The following is a 16792-nucleotide window of genomic DNA, read 5'->3' as shown; positions in this document are numbered from 1 at the left end:
GGGCCCGCGATCGGTCCAGCCGCGTCCAGGAGGCGGATCGTGGGGGCTCAGCGCTCGGCGGGGCTCTGGAGCCTGATCAACTGCCGCATGCCCGCCTTGAGTTCCTCGGCGGAGAGCTCCTTGTCCACCGAGAGGTGGTGGATCAGGCTCGGCGAGAACGGTGCGAGCAGCAGGTGGGCGAGGAGCGCGGCGTTGAACTCGGGGCGGGCCTGGCCGATCAGCAGCGTCAGGTGCAGGTGCATCGCGAGGTAGGCGCCGTTGCCGTAGCGGGCCACGGGCCCGGCGGTCTGCGCGGCGAGCAGGATCTCGCGCTGCTCGACGGACCGGTCGACGAGCGCGTCGAGGAAGGCGTCGAGCCGCTCGTCGGCGGGGGCGCCCGGGCCGAGCGGCGGCGGGCCGTTCAGATACGCCTCCTGGAACTGCCGCTCGCGGTCGTCGAGGAGCGCCAGGAGCAGTTGGGCGACGTCGCCGAAGCGGCGATAGACAGTGCCGACACCTATACAGCTGGCGTGGGCGACCTGGTTCATGGTGACGGCCTCGGGGCCCTCCTCGGCGACGATCCGGGCAGCGGCGTCGAGGATCTTGCGCCGGTTCCGGGCGGCGTCGGCGCGCTCGGGCGCGGGGCCGCCCGCGATCGGCAGCAGGGTGAGCATCGGCGCCGACCCGTCTCTGGCCTGCGGATTCTTCGCGCTCATCTGCGGTTGCCTCCCTGGTGGCGCACGTCCCCCTCGGTCTGTTCCTGGCCACGAGCATAACGTTCCCCTTGCGAATCGGATAGCTGTCCGCTTAGCCTCGGAGCGTCGAATCGGAAAGCAATCCGCTTAGCTCGATCGAGGAGCCCGCCATGCCCGTCAAGGTCGCCGTCGTCTACTACTCGTCCACGGGGAACGTGCACCAGCTCGCCCAGGCCGTCGCCGAGGGCGCCGAGAAGGCCGGGGCCGAGGTCCGCCTCCGCCGGGTCCCCGAGCTCGCCCCCGACGCGGCCATCGACGCGAACCCGGCCTGGCGCGCCCACGTCGAGGCGACCGGCGACGTCGAGATCGCCACCCTTGAGGACCTGGAGTGGGCCGACGCGTACGCGCTCGGCTCGCCGACCCGCTTCGGCAACGTCGCGGCCCAGCTCAAGCAGTACATCGACACCGCGGGCGGCCTGTGGCAGCAGGGCGTGCTCGCCGACAAGCCGGCCACCGCCTTCACCAGCGCGTACAACACCCACGGCGGCAACGAGTCGACGCTGCTCGCGCTCTACAACACGTTCCACCACTGGGGCTCGGTCATCGTCTCCCCCGGCTTCACCGACCCGTCGGTGTACGCGGCCGGCGGCAACCCCTACGGGACCTCGCACGCGAGCACCAACGGCGCCCCCGAGGAGAACGTCCTGGCGGCCGCCCGCCACCAGGGCGAGCGCCTGGCGAAGATCGCGAAGCGCCTGAAGGGCCTGGCGGACGCCTGACCCGCGGAGCGCGGAGCGCGGAACGGAAAGTGCCCCCTGGAGGTCCTCCAGGGGGCACTTTCCACTTTCCGTACTGCGTACGGGGGGGCTCAGGCCAGGGAGAGGAACAGCTTCTCCAGGCGGGCGCGCATCTGGTCGCGGTCCTCGCCCGTCTTGCGCCCGTCCTCGATGTCCGTCAGGCACTGCTGAAGGCCGGTCGCGATGATGGCGAACCCGGCCCGGTCGAGCGCCCGGGACGCGGCGGCGAGCTGGGTCACGACCTCCTCGCAGTCCCGGCCCTCCTCGATCATCCGGATCACGCCGGCGATCTGGCCCTGGGCCCGGCGCAGCCGGTTCAGCACGGCCTTGAGCTCGGCGCCCGCGAGATCCAGTTCCACAACCACTCCTCCATGGATACCCCAGGGGGTACTTTTCTCCCCACCTCGGGGCCCTGTCGAATCCCAAGGATGGCACCTGCCGATTTATTGCCGGGGCGCGTACCGCCGCAGGAACATCCCGACCCCGTCGACGAGGAGCCGCTCGGCGAGGTCCTCGGTGAGCTCCGTCCCGTACTGCTCGAAGACCAACTGGGGGAAGACCAGGAGGGAGTAGAGCTGGAGGACGGCGACCTCCAGGTCCGGGATCTCCAGGCGCCCGCGCTCGGCGAGGGTGCGCAGGGCGTCGGCGACGGCGGGGTGGTGCCCGGCCGGGCCGTGCTCGCGCCAGGCGGTGCCGAGCTCGGGGAAGCGGTGCAGCTCGGTGGCGACGAGGGTGCGCAGGGCGCGGCCCTCGTCGTCGCGGCGCACGGCGGCGGTCCAGGCGCGGCCGGCCTCGGTGAGGGTGGCCACCAGGTCGTCGGCCTCGGCCAGCCGCGCGAAGTCGGGCCCGTCCGTCGCGCCTGTGGTGTCGAGGGGGTCGTCGAGGGCGCCCGAGACGACGGCGGTGAAGAGGGCTTCCTTGCTGCCGAAGTGGTTGTAGACGGTCACCTTGGAGACGCCCGCCTCGGCGGCGATGGCGTCCATGCCGACCCCGAAGCCCTCACGGAGGAAGAGGGCGCGGGCGGCCCGGACGATGGCCTCCCGCTTGCGGGCGGCGCGGGGCCCGGTAGGGGGTGTGGTCTTCATGCCCCCACCCTACCCGCCAACTGAACTGCACCGTCGAGTTCACATGAACATGAACTGTGCCGTACAGTTCAGTTATGCCCCCTCACTCGGACGCCCACGTCCACACCCACACTGACGTCCCTTCCCCGCCCCCTGCCCTCGCCGCCCGCCGCTGGACGGCCCTGGCGCTGATCTGTGCGGCCCAGTTCATGCTGATCCTCGACGTCACCGTCGTGAACGTGGCGCTGCCCGCCATCGCCGAGGACCTCGGCCTCGGCCGTACGGAGCTGACCTGGGTCGTCACGGCGTACACCCTCTGCTTCGGCGGCCTGATGCTCCTAGGCGGACGACTGGCCGACGCCCTGGGCGCCCGCCGCACCCTCCTGGCCGGCCTGGCCCTCTTCACCGCCGCCTCCCTCCTCTGCGCCCTGGCCCCCGGCGCGACCCAGCTCCTGGCCGGCCGCATCACCCAGGGCATCGGCGCCGCCCTCCTCTCCCCGGCGGCCCTGGCCCTGGTCACCACCCTCTTCCCCGGCCCCGAACGCACGAAGGCCCTGGGCGTCTGGGCGGCGATCGGCGGCACCGGCTCAGCAATCGGCGTCCTCCTCGGCGGAGCCCTGACGGACGGCCCGGGCTGGCCCTGGATCTTCTACGTGAACGTGCCGGTGGGGGTGGCGCTGCTGGTGGCGCTGCCGAGGGTGGTGCCGGGGGTGGTGCCGGGGGCGGTCCCGGATGGGGTCCCGGGCGAGGTCCCGGGCGCGGTCCCGGATGGGGAGACGGCCGCGTCGAACTCTGGGAGGCCTGGCCCCCGCTCCCTCCCCCGCCCCGACGTCCCCGGCGCACTCCTCGTCACCGCCGCGACCGGCTCCCTCGTCTACGGCCTGGTCAGGGCAGGTGACACCGGCTGGGTCTCGGCAGCGGCCCTGCTGCCCCTACTCGCCTCCCTCGCCCTCTACGGACTCTTCGCCGCCGTGGAGAAGGCGAGCCCCGCACCCCTGATGGACCCGAGGACGCTCACCCGGCGCCCGGTCGTCGCCGGATCGCTGCTGATGCTGGTCGCGACCGCGCTCCTGATCTCGTTCTTCTTCCTGGGCTCGGCGCTGCTCCAGCACGTCCACCACTTCTCCGCCCTGCGCACGGGCCTGCTCTTCCTGCCGGTCGCCCTCACCACGGCCGTCGGCGCCCACCTCGGCTCGCGGCTCGTGGCGACGACGGGCCCGCGCGCCCTGGCCGCGGCGGGCACGGGCCTGGCCGCCCTCGCGCTGCTCCCGCTCACCCTGGTCCCGGCGGACGCGAACCCCTGGGCCACCCTGCTGCCCGCGCTGTCCGTGGCGGCCCTGGGGCTGGGCGCGGTGTTCGTGACGGCGACGACGACGGCGCTGGGCCTGACCGCCCCGCACGAGGCGGGCGTGGCCTCCGGGATCGTCAACACCTTCCACGAGCTGGGCGGCTCGATCGGCGTCGCCGCCGTCTCCAGCCTCGCCGCCCCGGCCCTGACCCCCACCCCCCTCGACCAGCCCTCCTTCACCGCCGCCTTCACCCTCCTCACGGCGACGGCCGCGGCCACCGCCCTCGCCGCCCCCCTCCTCGTACCGAAGGGCACCCCCCGCCTGACGGGCGGCCCGCACGGGCACTGAACCGAACGGCCCCGGGCGTCACGGATCGAGGCGGGCCGCGCGGGTCTGGAGGTAGCGGCGTTCCGGGAGGCTGAGGGTGCGGCGGGCGGCGGTGCGGTAGGCGTCGGCGGCGGCGCGGTGGGCGCCGGTGCGTTCGAGGAGGTGGGCGCGGACGGCGGGCAGGCGGTGCGAGTCGGGCAGGCGGGGTTCCAGGGCGGTCAGGGCCGCGAGGCCCGCCTCCGGGCCCTCGACCATCGCGAGGGCGACCGCGCGGCCGAGCTCCGCCATCGGGTCGGGCGTCTTCGTCACCAGGACGTCGTAGAGGGCCAGGATCTGGGGCCAGTCGGTGGTCGCGGGCCCGGCGGCCTCGTCGTGGAGGGCGGCGATGGCGGCCTGGAGCTGGTACGGCCCCGGCGGGCCCTCGGTCAGGGCCTCCTCCACCAGGGCCGTGCCCTCGGCGACGGCCGCGCGGTCCCAGCGGGCGCGGTCCTGCTCGTCGAGCGGGATCAGCTCGCCGTCCGGCCCCGTGCGCGCCGCGCTGCGAGCCTCGGTGAGCAGCATCAGGGCCAGCAGCCCGGTCACCGCGCCCTCGCGGGGCAGCAGCCGACGGGTCGCCCGGGTCAGCCGGATGGCCTCGCGGGCCAGGTCGGCGCGGTGCAGGGCGGGTCCCGAGGTGGCGGTGTAGCCCTCGTTGAAGATCAGGTAGAGGACCTGGAGGACCGAGGCCAACCGGGCGTCCCGGTCCTGCGGGGCGGGCGGCCGGAAGGGACGGTCGGCGCCGGTCGCGCGCAGTCGCGCCTTCGCCCGGCTGATCCTCTGGGCGATCGTCGCCTCCGGTACGAGGTGGGCGCGGGCGATCTCCGCCGTCGTCAGGCCGCCCACCGCCCGCAGCGTCAGCGCGATGCGGGCGGCGGGCGCGAGTACCGGGTCGCAGCAGAGGAAGAGCAGGGTGAGCGTGTCGTCGTCGGCGGGCGCCGCCCGGGGTTCGCGCGGTTCGAGCCGCAACGCGGTCTCCTCCCGCCGGGCCCGCGCCTCCTCGCCCCGCAGCGCGTCCGCGAGCCGCCGGGCCGCCACCCGGATCAGCCACCCGCGCGGATTGCCCGGCACCCCGTCCCGAGGCCACTGCCGAGCAGCGGCGAGCAGCGCCTCCTGCAAGGCGTCCTCGGCGAGGGCGAAGTGCCCGTAGCGGCGGACGAGCGCGCCGAGGACTTGCGGGGCGTGGAGGCGGAGCAGGGCCTCGACGGGGGGTTGGCCCTCAGGAGCCTCTGGAGCTTCCCGCCTCGGAACGGTCACCCCGTCTCTCCCCCGCCCAGCTCCGCCCCGCCCGCCTCGTCGACGGGCCGTACGACCACCGGGTAGACCGGCGAACCGGCGGGTGCGGGGCACTGTGCCACTCGGGCGGCGATCTCGGTCACTCGCTCCAGGCTCGCGCAGTCGAGGACCCAGTAGCCGGCGAGTACCTCCTTCGTCTCCCCGTAGGGGCCGTCCGTGACGACCGGTCGTCCCTCGGTGTCGGCGGTCACGAAGCGGGTCCTGGCCGGTTCGACCAGGCCCTGGGCGTCGACGAGCTCGCCGGACTCGGCGAGGTCGTCGTTGATCGCGTTCATGAAGGCGAACATCGCCCTGAGCTCCTGCTCGCTCCAGGCCGGGCTGTGGTCGTTCGCCTTGCCGTTCATGGCGTCGTAGTCGGCCTGGGCGCCCTGCACCATCACCAGGTACTTCATGACGTCCTCCTCGAACTCTTGGGGCCTTTCGGGACCCTTCACAGGAGACGTCGGAGCGGGGCCGGGTTTCTCGACACCTCGCCGGAGCTCACCTGTACGGGGTCCCCCGTACGGGCCAGCGGCGTCCGGCGCTCAGCCGCCCGCCGCCAGTTCCCGCTCCAGCGGCGTCCGGAAACGCGGCGTGATCCGGACCTCGCCGACCCAGCCGGCAAGCCGCTCCGCCTCCGCCTCGACCGCGCGGACCGCGTCGGCCCCGACATCGGCCAGGAACCGGTGCGCGATCCCGCCGTCCGGCCGCTGCGCCCAGCCGCCGACGATCCGGCCGTTCCACCAGACGGTCGGCCCGATGTTGCCGCTGCGGTCGAAGAGGGCGGGCCGGTGCGCCGGATCCAGGTACCAGTCACGGGACTGCCAGCCCATCGGCGTCGGGTCGAGGGCGGGAAGCAGCGCCGCCCAGGGGCCGACGGCATCGGCCCGTACGGGATCGAGGTCGTCGGGCAGGACATGGCCGACCGTGCCGGGGCCGGTCCCGTCGGCTTCGAGGGTCACCGGCTCCGCGCCGAGCGCGGCGAGGGCGCGGCGGACGTCGGTCACCTTCCACCCGGTCCACCACTTCAGATCCGCCTCGGTCGCCGGCCCGTACGCCGCGAGCCAGTGCCGTACGAGCTCCGACTGGGCCTCGGCGGTGGGGAGTTCGTCGTGGGGCGGGGTCAGCGCCCAGCGGAAGCGGCTGGACGTCCAGGAGCCCTGCGGCCGCCCCCGGGCGATCCGGCCCTCCATGCCGAGCACCCGCAGGACCCGGGTGGACACCGACTGCGGTCCTTCCTGTGCGGTGCCGACGCCGTACACGTACTGCTCGCGCAAACGCGGTACGGCGGTGCCGAGTTCGGCCCCCGTCGCCTCGCCGCGCTCCGCCAGTACGGCCAGGACCCGGCGCTCCGTCTCGGCGAGCCAGGCCGCGTCGAGGTCGCTGCCGGCGGCCAACTGCTTGAGGAGGGAGGCGCGTTCGCGGACGGCGGCGGCGTGGGCGGTGGAGGAGTGGACGGCGGCGGCGAGCCCGGTGGGGACGACGAAGACGGTGTGCCGCATGCCGTGCATCCGGGTCAGCGTCCGCTCCTCGTACAGCGCCCGCTCCACGGCGGCCACGGGGTCCTGGCCGTCCGCGAGCCGCGCCCCCGCCGCCAGGAACACCGTCGCGGGGTCCGTCGCGTGCAGAGCGACGAGCGCGCCCGCGACCTCCTCGGCGCTCCCCGCCCGCGCCGCCCCGGCCACCCGGTGCCGCAGCGCGAGCCGCGCCCCGCGCTCCTCGGGACCGACGACCCTGCCCCGCTTCATCTCGCCTCTGGTCATGGGCCCAGCATGCCCTCGGACCTTCGGAAGACGGATGAGCCGTTACGGCGCGGTGCCGGGGCGAAGTCCCGCCAGGAAGCGGGCGACGAGGTCGTGCAGCGCCTCCGGCCGCTCCAGGTGCAGGTCATGCCCGGTGCCGGGTACGCAGGCACCCCGGAGGGCGGGCTGGAGCCGGGCCATGCCGTCGTACTCGGCCCGCTCGATGATCCCCTTCTCGCCGACGACGGAGAGGAGCGGAACGCCGATGGCGCCCCATTCCTCCCACCAGTCACGCCCGACGTTCTCGGCGAGCGAGGCGACCATCACGTCGGGGTCGAACCGGGGCCACCACCCCCCGTCCCGCTGCTCAAGACCGCCCGCCCACCCGTCCCCTACGGGCCCGCCGCCGAAGTACGCGGCGGCCGCCTCCCGCGACGGGAAGGGCACGGGCCATGCCCTGAGCCAGCCCCCGATGTCGTCCAGGATCCCCGCCTCGGCCCCGCCGGGCCCGGCTTCGACCAGGACGGCTCCGGCGAGGCGCGGGGAGTGCGCGGCGGCGGCGAGCAAGGCGGCGTGCCCGCCGTACGACTGCCCGACGAGCACGGGGGCGTCCCCCAGTCCGAGTCCGGGGTCGTCGAGTACGGCGATGAGGTCGGCGACGTACGCGGCGCGCGAGGTGTCGGCGGGGCGCCGTTCGCTCGCGCCGTGACCGCGCTGGTCGAGGGCGACGACCCGGTGCCCGTCGGCCCGCAGGAGCCGGGCGAGGGCGTCCCATTCGCCGGACTGCCCGGCGAGCCCGTGGAGCAGGAGAAGGCTCTGCCCGGAGCCGCCCGGCGCGCCCCGGCCGCCGCCCCAGTCACGACAGGAGAGCCGCACCCCGTCCCGTACGAGAACGTGCTCGGTCCACTCGGGGCGGCTGGTCATAGGGTTCCTCCGTAAGGGCAGGGAAGGGCAGGGCAGAGCAGGGCAGGCTGTCGGCGATGAGACGCTGAGGCGCTGCGGACGCTGTCCTTCGCCCCTACTTGCCGCCGGCGAGAGAGTACGCGACGAGGGCGTTGGCGTGGCCGTGGCCGATCCCGTGCTCGGACTTGAGCCAGCCGACGAGCTCCATGTGCTTGGTGAGCGGGGAGCTCTCGATGAGCCCGAGCCATTCGGAGACGGGACGCCCGTACTTCTTCTCGATGGAGGGGAAGTAGCTGGCGGGGCCCTTGACGGGGGGAGTGGCGGACATCGGAGGCCTCTTCTCTGCGGGGTGTGTCGAGAGTAGAGACCGGGGCCCCGCCGAAAACTCATCGGCGGGGCGGATCTTCCTTCGGAGCCCTCCTGCTCGGACCCGGCTCAGTCCCGCCGGATGTGCTCGGGATCCACGTGCCGCCGTACGAGCGGGAGCGAGGCAAGACCGCCGACCACCAGCACACCCAGCGCCGCCACGACCAGCAACGGCAACCCGGCCCAGTCCCAGTGCACGGCCCCGCCCCCGGTGATCAGATAGCTGGACTCGGCCAGCCACCCGGTCACCACGGCCGCCCCGAGCCCCACCCCGAGCGGCAGCACGACCTGCGCACACTGCGCCCACCGCAGGGTCCCGCCCCGCGCCCCCAACAGAGCGAGCGCGGCCACCTGCCCCCGCCGCTCCATCGCCCGATCGGCCACCGACACGACGAACGCGGCGACCCCGACGACGAGCCCGAGCACCATGCCGGCGGCGAGGAGGCTGCGGATCACGGTGAGCTGATGGAGCGAGCTGACGACGATCCCGACGGGCTCGACCTCGGCGGTGGGCGCGATGGCGCCGATGGCGTCGAGGGCGGTGCGAACGGTGGCGGGGTCGGAGGCGGTGACGAGACTGATCGTGCCGTTGGCCGGGACGGTGCCTGGGGGGAGGAGGGATGGGGGGATGAGGACGTCGACGCCGGAGAACGCCGAAGGCTGCCAGGCGAACACTGTCACCTTCTCCCGCGGAACGACGACGGTGATCTTCCGGCCGTTGTCGAGGAGGAACGGAAAGCCGCGGCCGGGCCGCCCGTCCGGATTCTGCAGGGTGTCCGGCTCGTCGACGCGGAGTACCTTGCCGTCGACGCAGCCGCTGGACGACTTTGTGAAAGAGGCCAGTTGCGCGCATGTCGCGATGGCTGCGGTGATCCGAGGGGTGTCCTCGTCGAGCGAACGGATCCACGAGTCGGCGGTGAGTCCTTGCCCCTTGAGCCCTGCCAGCCGGCTGAGGCGCGCTCGCTGGTGGGCGTCGACGGCGTCCACGGACACGGCGTACTCCTGGATGGGCGCGGTGCGGCGGCTGACCTGGTCCAGCTCGACGAGGACGCCCTGCGTCAACGAGGCGGCGTAGACGAGCAGGACGAGCCCGGTCACGACGCGCAGCGCGCTGCCCGGTTCGACCTCGGCCCGGCGCATCGCGAGGGTGAGCGGCAACGACCGCACACGACCGGCCAGCCCACGGGCCAGCCACGCAGTGGCGGGGGCGAGCCCGAACACCAGCCCCGCGCCGGTGAGGAGCACCGCCCCGGGGACGAGCACCGCGCTGGCACTGCCTCCGGACGGATCCCGTCCGAAGACGCTGAGGGCGCAGTACCCCCCGATGACACCGAGTCCCGGCACCAGCAGCAGGGTCCCGTACGTCTTCGGCGGTTTGCGCTGTGCGCTTCGGCGCACGTTCAGCGGCGTGAGCGCCGCCTCGCGGGCGGACCGCCGGCCGACGAACCAGGCGAGCACGGGGCAGAGCACCAGACACACGGCGAGCGTTACCGCATCGGGCCGCCCGTCGGCCGGATACCAATGAAGTCCGGGAAGTCCGATCCGCGCCATGACCTCGTTGAAGCCGAGATATCCGAGCACCCCGGCCACCGCACCGAGGAATGCCGCGGCCACGGTCTCCCCCGCGTTGACCCGCAGTGTGTCCTTCATGCTCAGCCCGACCAGGCGCAGCGCGGCCAGACGGCGGGCCCGCGACGCAGCGGAGAGGCGGGCGCAGACGGAGAGGAATACGGCGAGGGGGAGCAGGACGATGCAGGAGAGCGTGAAGCGGAGGATGTCCAGAGTGGACTCCTCCACCGCGGGTTGCGGATCGAACGATGAACCGAACGAGCGGAGTCCGGACGCATCCGACGGGAGTTGCTGCCTCGTCCGTCCTACATACGCGTAGAGGTCGTCCTGGCCGGCCAAGCCCGCCGGGTCGATGACGCCGATCACCTTTCCCGGCAGAAGTCCGGAGATCCCCGGTTCCTCTGTGAGGATCTCGCGCAGTCGAGGGGAGACGATCACCTCGCCCGCTGCCGGGAGCCGATCCACCCCGGGCGGCAGCGGAGCCGGTCCCGGCCCGGTGCGCGCGACGAACACCCGGTAGAACGGCTCGGATCCGTACGCGTCTTGGCGTGTCGCGTACGTGATGGTCGAGGCGTGCTTCGCGTACGTGTCCTGCGCGACCGGGCGGGGGTTCCGGGCGCTGGACCGAGCTTCATGCGCGCCGATGATCGCCGGGATGGTGAGGACGGCGGCCAGACAGGCCACCCCCAGCGCGCATCCGCCCGTCATCAGCAGGAAGCGGGCCCGCCCCCGCCGCCCGCCGCGCCACAGCAGCCGCAGTCCGAACAGGAAACCGTTCACTTCAGGACTCCGTCGGACATCGTGTACCGGACGTCGGCCCGCGCGGCCACGCTCTCGTCGTGCGTGACGATGACGACCGCCGTGTCCTGATCACGCGCCAGCCGCAGGAACTCGTCCAGTACGGCCGCGGCGTTGGCGCTGTCGAGGGCCCCGGTCGGCTCGTCCGCGAACACGACGGCCGGGCGGTGCACCAGGGCCCGCGCCACGGCGACCCGCTGGCTCTGGCCGCCGGACAGCTGGGAGGTCCTGCGCTGGAGCAGCTCGGTCATGCCGAGCCGTCCCAGCACCTCGCCGGCCGCCGCGTGCGCGGGCGCCTTGCGCTGGCCGGCGAGGCGGAGCGGGAGCGCCGCGTTCTCCTCGACGGTCAGCTCGGGCAACAGCTCGCCGTACTGGAAGACGAACCCGAACCGCTCGCGGCGCAGCGTGCTCAGCTCGTCGTCGTCGAGGGTCGCGAGATCGACGCCGTCGAAGACGACCCGCCCGCCGGTGGGGGCCAGCACCCCGGCGAGGCAGTAGAGCAGGGAGGACTTGCCGGATCCACTGCTTCCCATGACAGCGGCCACTTCTCCGCGCCGCAGCGTGAAATCGGCGCCGCTGACGGCTTGGTGGGCCCCGTAGAAGAGATCCACGCGCTCGGCGCGGAGAACGGCGTTCATGGTGATTCGTGCTCCTCTCCGTCAGCCGTTCCGGTGGTAGGAGAGCTCGGGGGAGCAGTTGTCCGGCCGCAGCGAGCCCCGGTCCCGGCACACCCGGATCGAGGCGTCCGTGGAGTACAGAGCCGCGCCGTCGTAGACCACCTGTTCCAGGTGGACGGTCTGGCGCTGGACTCCGTTGAAGCGGTTCCAGGCGTAGCCCTGGACCTTCGCCTGCAGGTAGACGTTGTGGCCGTCGTTGGGGAAGCTGTCGACCAGATCGCCCTTGAAGTGGAAGCCCCCGTGATTGCTGTCCTTGGGCTCCCAGCGGTACTTCGCGTGCCGGAACGTGGAACCGTCCGTGGTCCTGGTCTTGATCTCCTTCCACGAGTCCGCCACCGCGGCACCGATCCCTCCGGCGAACAACCCGGCGGCCACCGCCACCGACACCCACTTACGCACAACGCCTCCACTCAGAGCACCAAGGGAACCTGTGGCTCTGAGTATTGAGGGTGTTGCTCACCGTAGTGAAATGGCGGATCGTTTCCTTCTCTTCCTTCCCTCCATCTGGTGAATCGCGACCGGAGGACCGTCAACACCCCCACCCCCACCCCCCGTTACCTCAGCCCCCCACCCCGTCCAGGAACCCCCGCACCCGCCCCAGTAGCACGCCCGCCGCCTCCGCGTCGTACCCCGCGAGCCCCGGGTCCGTGAACAGATGCCGGTCCCCCGGGTAGAGGAACAGGTCACCGCTCCCAGGCCCCGCCCCCGCCACCAGCGCCCGTGCCGCGTCCACGTCCCCCTCGCCCGCGAAGAACGGATCGGCGTCCATCCCGTGGACCTGGACCGGCACCCCCTCCGGCCAGCCCCCGCCGAACTCCTCCACCGGCGCGCACGCCTCGAACAGCAGCGCGCCCGCCGCGCCCGGCCGGGTCTGGGCCAGCTTCTGGGCGGGGAGGACGCCGAGGGAGAAGCCCGCGTAGACGAGCCGCGCCGGAAGCGTTTCCGCCGCGCGTACGCCGCGTTCGACGAGCGTGCCGAAGCCCACCTCCTGCGCGTACCCGACCCCGTCCTCCAGGCTCTCGAACGTCCGGCCCTCGTACAGGTCGGGCACATGCACGGTGTGCCCGGAACGCCGCAGCTCCCCGGTGAAGGCGAGGACGCCGGGGGTCAGTCCGTGGGCATGGTGGAAGAGCAGTACCTCGGCCATGAGCAAGTCCCCGTCCCTCGTTCGTACGCCGCGCGTCCCTCGATGTCCGCCCATCATTCCGGGCCGCACTGACAACCGCCCCCCTCCCGGCCCGGCACTCGGGCCACTCCGCGGAGCAGCCGATCTCGTGTCGCGCGATCTCGGCGCGGGCGGGCTCCTAGGCTCGGCACGTGAAGGACAACGAGATCAAGCTCAAGGCCATCGCCGCTCTGACGGCGCTGCGCGGGGGAGTGGACGAGAGCCTCGTCTCGGACCTCCTCGGCGAGGTGATCCCACGGGAGTTCTCCGTGCCGGAGGGCGCGACCGCCGAGGAGGCCGGGCTCGCTGTCCTTGCCCAGCTCTCGGACCCCCTCAGCGCACTCGTCAACGGCTTCATCCTCGCCTTCGACGCCGTCGCCGACGCCCACGACGCGGCGGGCGCGGAGCCCGGCACCGAACCGATCCTCCAGGAACTGGCACTCCGCCTGGCCAGCGACAACTTCGACGACTGAACGAGGGGCGCGCCCCATACCCGTACCACCGTTACCCTCACCACTCTCAACGCCCCCGGCGACCCCACCCGTTGTGACGGAGACACCTTGTCCATACGCATCACCGCCCTGACCGACCCCGACCCCGAGCCCACCGCCATAGGCCGCCGCCTGGCCTGGCTGGCCTCGGGGTCGGACGGCACCCCCCTCGGGTCCGCGTTCCTGCGCCTGTTCGCGAAGGAGGGGCAGCGGCACCTCGCCGAGCTGGACATCCAGGTCCACCCGGCCGAGCGGCGCCACGGGGTGGGCTCGCGGCTGCTGGACGCGGCGGTCGAGGCCGCGCGGCTGGACGGCCGGCGCAGCCTCGTCGCGCAGGCCGAGGCGGGGTCGCCGGGGGAGGCGTTCCTGGGGGCGCGGGAGTTCGGGGTCGCGATGACCCTCACGTACGCCCGGCTCGTGCCCGCCGAGGCGGACCTGCCGGCCCTCACCGCGCTCGTCGGGAAGGCGCCGGACGGCTACCGGCTCGTGGAGTGGCAGGGGATGGTCCCGAAGGAGCTCGCCGAGACCTTCGTGGCCTCGCGGCGGGCGATGGACGACATGCCGATGGGCGCGGTCGACTACGGCACGGTCGTCTGGGACCTCGACCGGGTACGGGCGGCGGCCGGCGCCGTCGCCGGGCGCGGGGACGTCCTGCACACCGTGGCGGCCGTCGACGCCTCGGACGGCTCCATCGCCGGCTTCACCGAGCTCGTGGTCCCCGGCAGCGGTACGGGCGACGCCCAGCACTACGGCACCGGGGTCCTCCCCGAGCACCGCGGTCACGGGCTGGCCCGCTGGATGAAGGCGGCGGCGATCGTCCGGGCCCGCGCGGACTACCCCGACCTGGGCGGCCTCCTGACGGACACGGCCGACAACAACCCGTACATGCGCCGCGTCAACGACGCACTCGGCTACCTGCCGACCCACGCGGCCCACGAGTTCCAGCGGAACTTGTAGCCGTCCCCCCCCGACGACGCGCTCCCCCCTTCCGGCCTCCGCGCTGATCGGGTGAAGGCGAGGTGTCGCTGACGGGTGGGTGCTCGGGGGTGGCCGCATGGTGAGCGCGTCGGCCGGGGACGGCGGCGTTCCTGCCGGCGGTCCGGCCCGCCCCGTGAGAGGAGCGCGTATGACCGCCCTGGACCCCCCGCCCGGCACCCGCCGGCGCCCGACCCCACGAAGACCACACGCCACGGTGACCACCTGGGCCCTCACCCTGATCACCGCCCTGTCGGTCACCGCCCTGTCGGTCATCTCCCCCGCGTACGCCGACACGCACGACACCCGCGACATCCGTCCAGGCCCGCCCGGCACCGCCCTCGCCTGGGGGGCCAACGTCTCCGGCGAGCTCGGCGACGGCACGACGATCGCGAGCAGCACCGTCCCCGGGCGGGTCTGCGAGACGGCCCCGTGCACGGCGCCGCTCGACGACGTCGTGAAGGTCGCGGCCGGCGACGGGCACAGCATCGCCCTGCTGGCGGACGGTTCCGTCGTCGGCTGGGGGGACAACGGCTACGGCGAACTCGGCGACGGTACGACGACGGACCGGGCCACTCCGGTGCGGGTGTGCGCGGTCGGGGAGAGCGCGCCGTGCGGGTCGTTCCTGACGGGCGTGGTGTCCGTGGCGGCGGGCGACGTCCACAGCTCGGCGCTGCTCGCCGACGGCACGGTCGTGACCTGGGGCAGCAACTTCGGGGGCCGGCTCGGGGACGGTACGACGACGGACCGGACCACTCCGGTACGGGTCTGCGACCTGTTCACGACGGCGCCGTGCACGTCCTTCCTCAGCAGGGTCACCAGCATCACGTCCGGCTATCAGCACAGCCTGGCGGTACGCACGGACGGCACCGTCGCGTCCTGGGGCTTCAACGGAGACGGCCGGCTCGGCGACGGCACCACCACGACCCGCACCACGCCGGTGCTGGTGTCCGGCCTGGGCGATGTGGTGTCCGTGGCCGCCGGGCAGCACGTCAGCCTGGCCGCGCACCGTGACGGCACTGTGCACAGCTGGGGGACCGGCGACGCGCTGGGCGACGGCGTCGGCAACCAGACCACCACCCCGGTGAAGGTCTGCGCCGTCGGGCAGACCGCGCCCTGCACCTCGTTCCTGACCGGCGTCGGGTCGGTGGCCGCGGGCGGGTCGCACAGTCTCGCGGCGCGTACGGACGGCTCCGCCGTCGCCTGGGGCGGCAACGGAAATGGCCAGCTGGGCGACGGGACGACCACGCCCAGGAAGGTGCCGGTCCAGGTCTGCGCGCCCGGCGGCTGCACCACGCATCTGAGCGCGGTGACCGCCATCGCGGCGGGCGTCACCGGCAACAACAGCGTGGCGGTCCGCTCCGACGGCACCGTACGCGCCTGGGGCTCCGGCCTCGAAGGACAGCTCGGTGACGGTACGTCGGGCGTCGACGCACTCACGCCCGTCCGGGTCTGCGCCCTCGGCCAGAAGGTGCCCTGCGCCAGGCTCCTCGAAGGCGTGACCTCGATCGCCGCGGGCGGCGCGCACATGGTCGCGGTCTCCCGGCCGAGCGCCGACCTGGCCACGTCGATCTCCGCGAGCCCCGAGCCGGTGGCGAACGGGGCGACCCTCACGTACACCGTCCGCGTCCACAACTACGGCCCGACCGCGGCGGAGGGCGTCGTCCTCACCGACCACCTGCCGGCCAACGGCCGCTTCGTCAGCGCCACCCCGTCCACGGGCACCTGCGACATGCCGCCGCCGGGTGCGACGGACACGGTGACGTGCTCCTTCGGCACGCTCTCCAGGGGCGGCGACGTGACCGTCACCCTCGCGGTGAAGGCCCTGCTGACGAATCAGCCACAGATCACCGACTCGGCCGAGGCCACCAGCACCACACCCGATCCGCGACCGGGCAACAACACGGCGACCATCAGTACACGACTGAGCTGAGCCGCCACCCGACCGACCCGCCCCTCCCCTCCCGGGTGATCACGCGGCGTGCCTGCGTGAACGGAACCGGCGCGGTTGCCGAGGATGCGCCCATGCGCCTTCCCACCTCGCTGCCGCGCCGTGTCCTGCTGCCCCTCGTGGCGACCGTCGCGCTCCTGACCGCCGCCGCCTCCACCACGGCGACCGCCGCGGAGGCCTGCGGCTCGATCATCACCGCCCCGCTCGCCCCGCCGGTCTCGGCCGACGACCCGTGTCCCAGCACCGACCCGGTCGTGTGCCGCATCCGGGTGCTGCCGATGGACGAGAAGGTCGAGGCCCAGCGGACCCGGATCCGCTACCACGAGCTCCTGGAGGACATGCACCGTACGGAGGCCGACATGCGCGCGTCGGGCTCCTCGGAGGAGGAGATCGCCCGCGAGCTGGTCGACATGCGCAACCAGGCGAAGGAGATCACCCGCGCGGGCATGACCCCGGAGGAGGTCCGCATTCTGGAAGAGCGCAACCAGGCCAAGTACGGCAGCCCCCTCGGCCCCACGGCCGACCAGCTCTACGCCAAGTACGGCTCCTGGGAAAAGGTCACCGACGCCTCCATGCGCACCAGCTACGCCGTCGACCGCGAACTCAGCCTCGAATACCGCCCCTGCCCGGTGTAGCCCGCGGGAACCCGCAAATGCTGGGAAGAGTGGGAAGAATCGGCGCCTTCGTGATGTC

The 16792-nt window shown here is 73.3% G+C and carries 18 protein-coding genes; 6 read left to right on the top strand and 12 right to left on the bottom strand.

Features of this window, described 5'->3' with window-relative positions:
• Positions 1-47: 47 nt before the first annotated feature.
• On the bottom strand, positions 48-695 hold the full coding sequence (locus ABTZ54_RS06515) for a TetR/AcrR family transcriptional regulator (RefSeq protein ID WP_351657899.1): 648 nt from the start codon (positions 693-695) through the stop codon (positions 48-50).
• 149 nt (positions 696-844) lie between these two features.
• Here ABTZ54_RS06515 and wrbA point away from each other — a divergent pair, with 149 nt between their 5' ends.
• Positions 845-1453: an NAD(P)H:quinone oxidoreductase gene (wrbA, locus tag ABTZ54_RS06510; RefSeq protein ID WP_046911679.1), complete on the top strand. Its 609-nt coding sequence runs from the start codon at positions 845-847 to the stop codon at positions 1451-1453.
• A gap of 89 nt (positions 1454-1542) precedes the next feature.
• Here wrbA and ABTZ54_RS06505 read toward each other — a convergent pair whose 3' ends face one another.
• Together ABTZ54_RS06505 and ABTZ54_RS06500 are read right to left on the bottom strand one after the other, a co-directional pair.
• On the bottom strand, positions 1543-1830 hold the full coding sequence (locus tag ABTZ54_RS06505; protein WP_351657898.1) for a metal-sensitive transcriptional regulator: 288 nt from the start codon (positions 1828-1830) through the stop codon (positions 1543-1545).
• An 84-nt stretch (positions 1831-1914) separates the two neighbouring features.
• The gene (locus ABTZ54_RS06500; protein ID WP_351657896.1) at positions 1915-2556 is read right to left on the bottom strand and encodes a TetR/AcrR family transcriptional regulator; all 642 of its coding nucleotides are present in this window, start codon (positions 2554-2556) and stop codon (positions 1915-1917) included.
• A 74-nt stretch (positions 2557-2630) separates the two neighbouring features.
• On the opposite strand from ABTZ54_RS06500, the gene ABTZ54_RS06495 reads away from it, so the two are divergent.
• Positions 2631-4172 carry an MFS transporter gene (locus ABTZ54_RS06495; protein WP_351657895.1) on the top strand — a complete coding sequence of 514 codons (1542 nt, stop codon included), beginning with the start codon at positions 2631-2633 and terminating at the stop codon, positions 4170-4172.
• An 18-nt stretch (positions 4173-4190) separates the two neighbouring features.
• Here ABTZ54_RS06495 and ABTZ54_RS06490 read toward each other — a convergent pair whose 3' ends face one another.
• The 9 genes from ABTZ54_RS06490 to ABTZ54_RS06450 form a co-directional block, all read right to left on the bottom strand.
• On the bottom strand, positions 4191-5444 hold the full coding sequence (locus ABTZ54_RS06490; RefSeq protein ID WP_351657893.1) for an RNA polymerase sigma factor: 1254 nt from the start codon (positions 5442-5444) through the stop codon (positions 4191-4193).
• On the bottom strand, positions 5441-5875 hold the full coding sequence (locus tag ABTZ54_RS06485) for a YciI family protein (RefSeq protein ID WP_351657891.1): 435 nt from the start codon (positions 5873-5875) through the stop codon (positions 5441-5443). Before ABTZ54_RS06485 ends, ABTZ54_RS06490 begins: the two co-directional genes overlap by 4 nt.
• Before the next feature lie 132 nt (positions 5876-6007).
• A complete protein-coding gene (locus ABTZ54_RS06480; RefSeq protein WP_351657889.1) occupies positions 6008-7225 on the bottom strand; it encodes a winged helix DNA-binding domain-containing protein in 1218 nt (405 codons plus the stop codon).
• A 42-nt stretch (positions 7226-7267) separates the two neighbouring features.
• A complete protein-coding gene (locus ABTZ54_RS06475) occupies positions 7268-8128 on the bottom strand; it encodes an alpha/beta fold hydrolase (RefSeq protein ID WP_351657887.1) in 861 nt (286 codons plus the stop codon).
• 94 nt (positions 8129-8222) lie between these two features.
• A complete protein-coding gene (locus tag ABTZ54_RS06470) occupies positions 8223-8435 on the bottom strand; it encodes a DUF4287 domain-containing protein (protein WP_351657885.1) in 213 nt (70 codons plus the stop codon).
• Between the two features lie 107 nt (positions 8436-8542).
• Positions 8543-10822 (bottom strand): FtsX-like permease family protein, encoded by a 2280-nt coding sequence (locus ABTZ54_RS06465; protein WP_351657883.1) that lies wholly within the window; start codon positions 10820-10822, stop codon positions 8543-8545.
• A complete protein-coding gene (locus ABTZ54_RS06460; RefSeq protein WP_351657881.1) occupies positions 10819-11478 on the bottom strand; it encodes an ABC transporter ATP-binding protein in 660 nt (219 codons plus the stop codon). Before ABTZ54_RS06460 ends, ABTZ54_RS06465 begins: the two co-directional genes overlap by 4 nt.
• 21 nt (positions 11479-11499) lie before the next feature.
• Positions 11500-11916 (bottom strand): hypothetical protein, encoded by a 417-nt coding sequence (locus ABTZ54_RS06455; protein ID WP_351657879.1) that lies wholly within the window; start codon positions 11914-11916, stop codon positions 11500-11502.
• Positions 11917-12076: 160 nt separating this feature from the next.
• Positions 12077-12664, bottom strand: a complete 588-nt coding sequence (locus ABTZ54_RS06450) for a dienelactone hydrolase family protein (RefSeq protein ID WP_351657877.1) — start codon at positions 12662-12664, stop codon at positions 12077-12079.
• Positions 12665-12834: 170 nt separating this feature from the next.
• Between ABTZ54_RS06450 and ABTZ54_RS06445 the strand changes: the two genes are divergently transcribed.
• The 4 genes from ABTZ54_RS06445 to ABTZ54_RS06430 all read left to right on the top strand — a co-directional run bounded on the left by ABTZ54_RS06445 (position 12835) and on the right by ABTZ54_RS06430 (position 16734).
• Positions 12835-13155, top strand: coding sequence for a hypothetical protein (locus ABTZ54_RS06445; RefSeq protein ID WP_351657875.1), 321 nt, complete (start codon positions 12835-12837; stop codon positions 13153-13155).
• Positions 13156-13242: 87 nt separating this feature from the next.
• Positions 13243-14130 carry a GNAT family N-acetyltransferase gene (locus ABTZ54_RS06440; RefSeq protein WP_351657873.1) on the top strand — a complete coding sequence of 296 codons (888 nt, stop codon included), beginning with the start codon at positions 13243-13245 and terminating at the stop codon, positions 14128-14130.
• A gap of 169 nt (positions 14131-14299) precedes the next feature.
• The gene (locus tag ABTZ54_RS06435) at positions 14300-16081 is read left to right on the top strand and encodes an RCC1 domain-containing protein (protein ID WP_351657871.1); all 1782 of its coding nucleotides are present in this window, start codon (positions 14300-14302) and stop codon (positions 16079-16081) included.
• A 92-nt stretch (positions 16082-16173) separates the two neighbouring features.
• The gene (locus tag ABTZ54_RS06430) at positions 16174-16734 is read left to right on the top strand and encodes a hypothetical protein (RefSeq protein ID WP_351657869.1); all 561 of its coding nucleotides are present in this window, start codon (positions 16174-16176) and stop codon (positions 16732-16734) included.
• The last annotated feature ends 58 nt before the right edge of the window (positions 16735-16792 follow it).

This window comes from Streptomyces sp. NPDC094032 (assembly GCF_040303965.1).
GTDB lineage: Bacteria > Actinomycetota > Actinomycetes > Streptomycetales > Streptomycetaceae > Streptomyces.
Note: the sequence above shows the minus strand (reverse complement) of the source record. Positions and strands in the feature narration are given on the sequence as shown.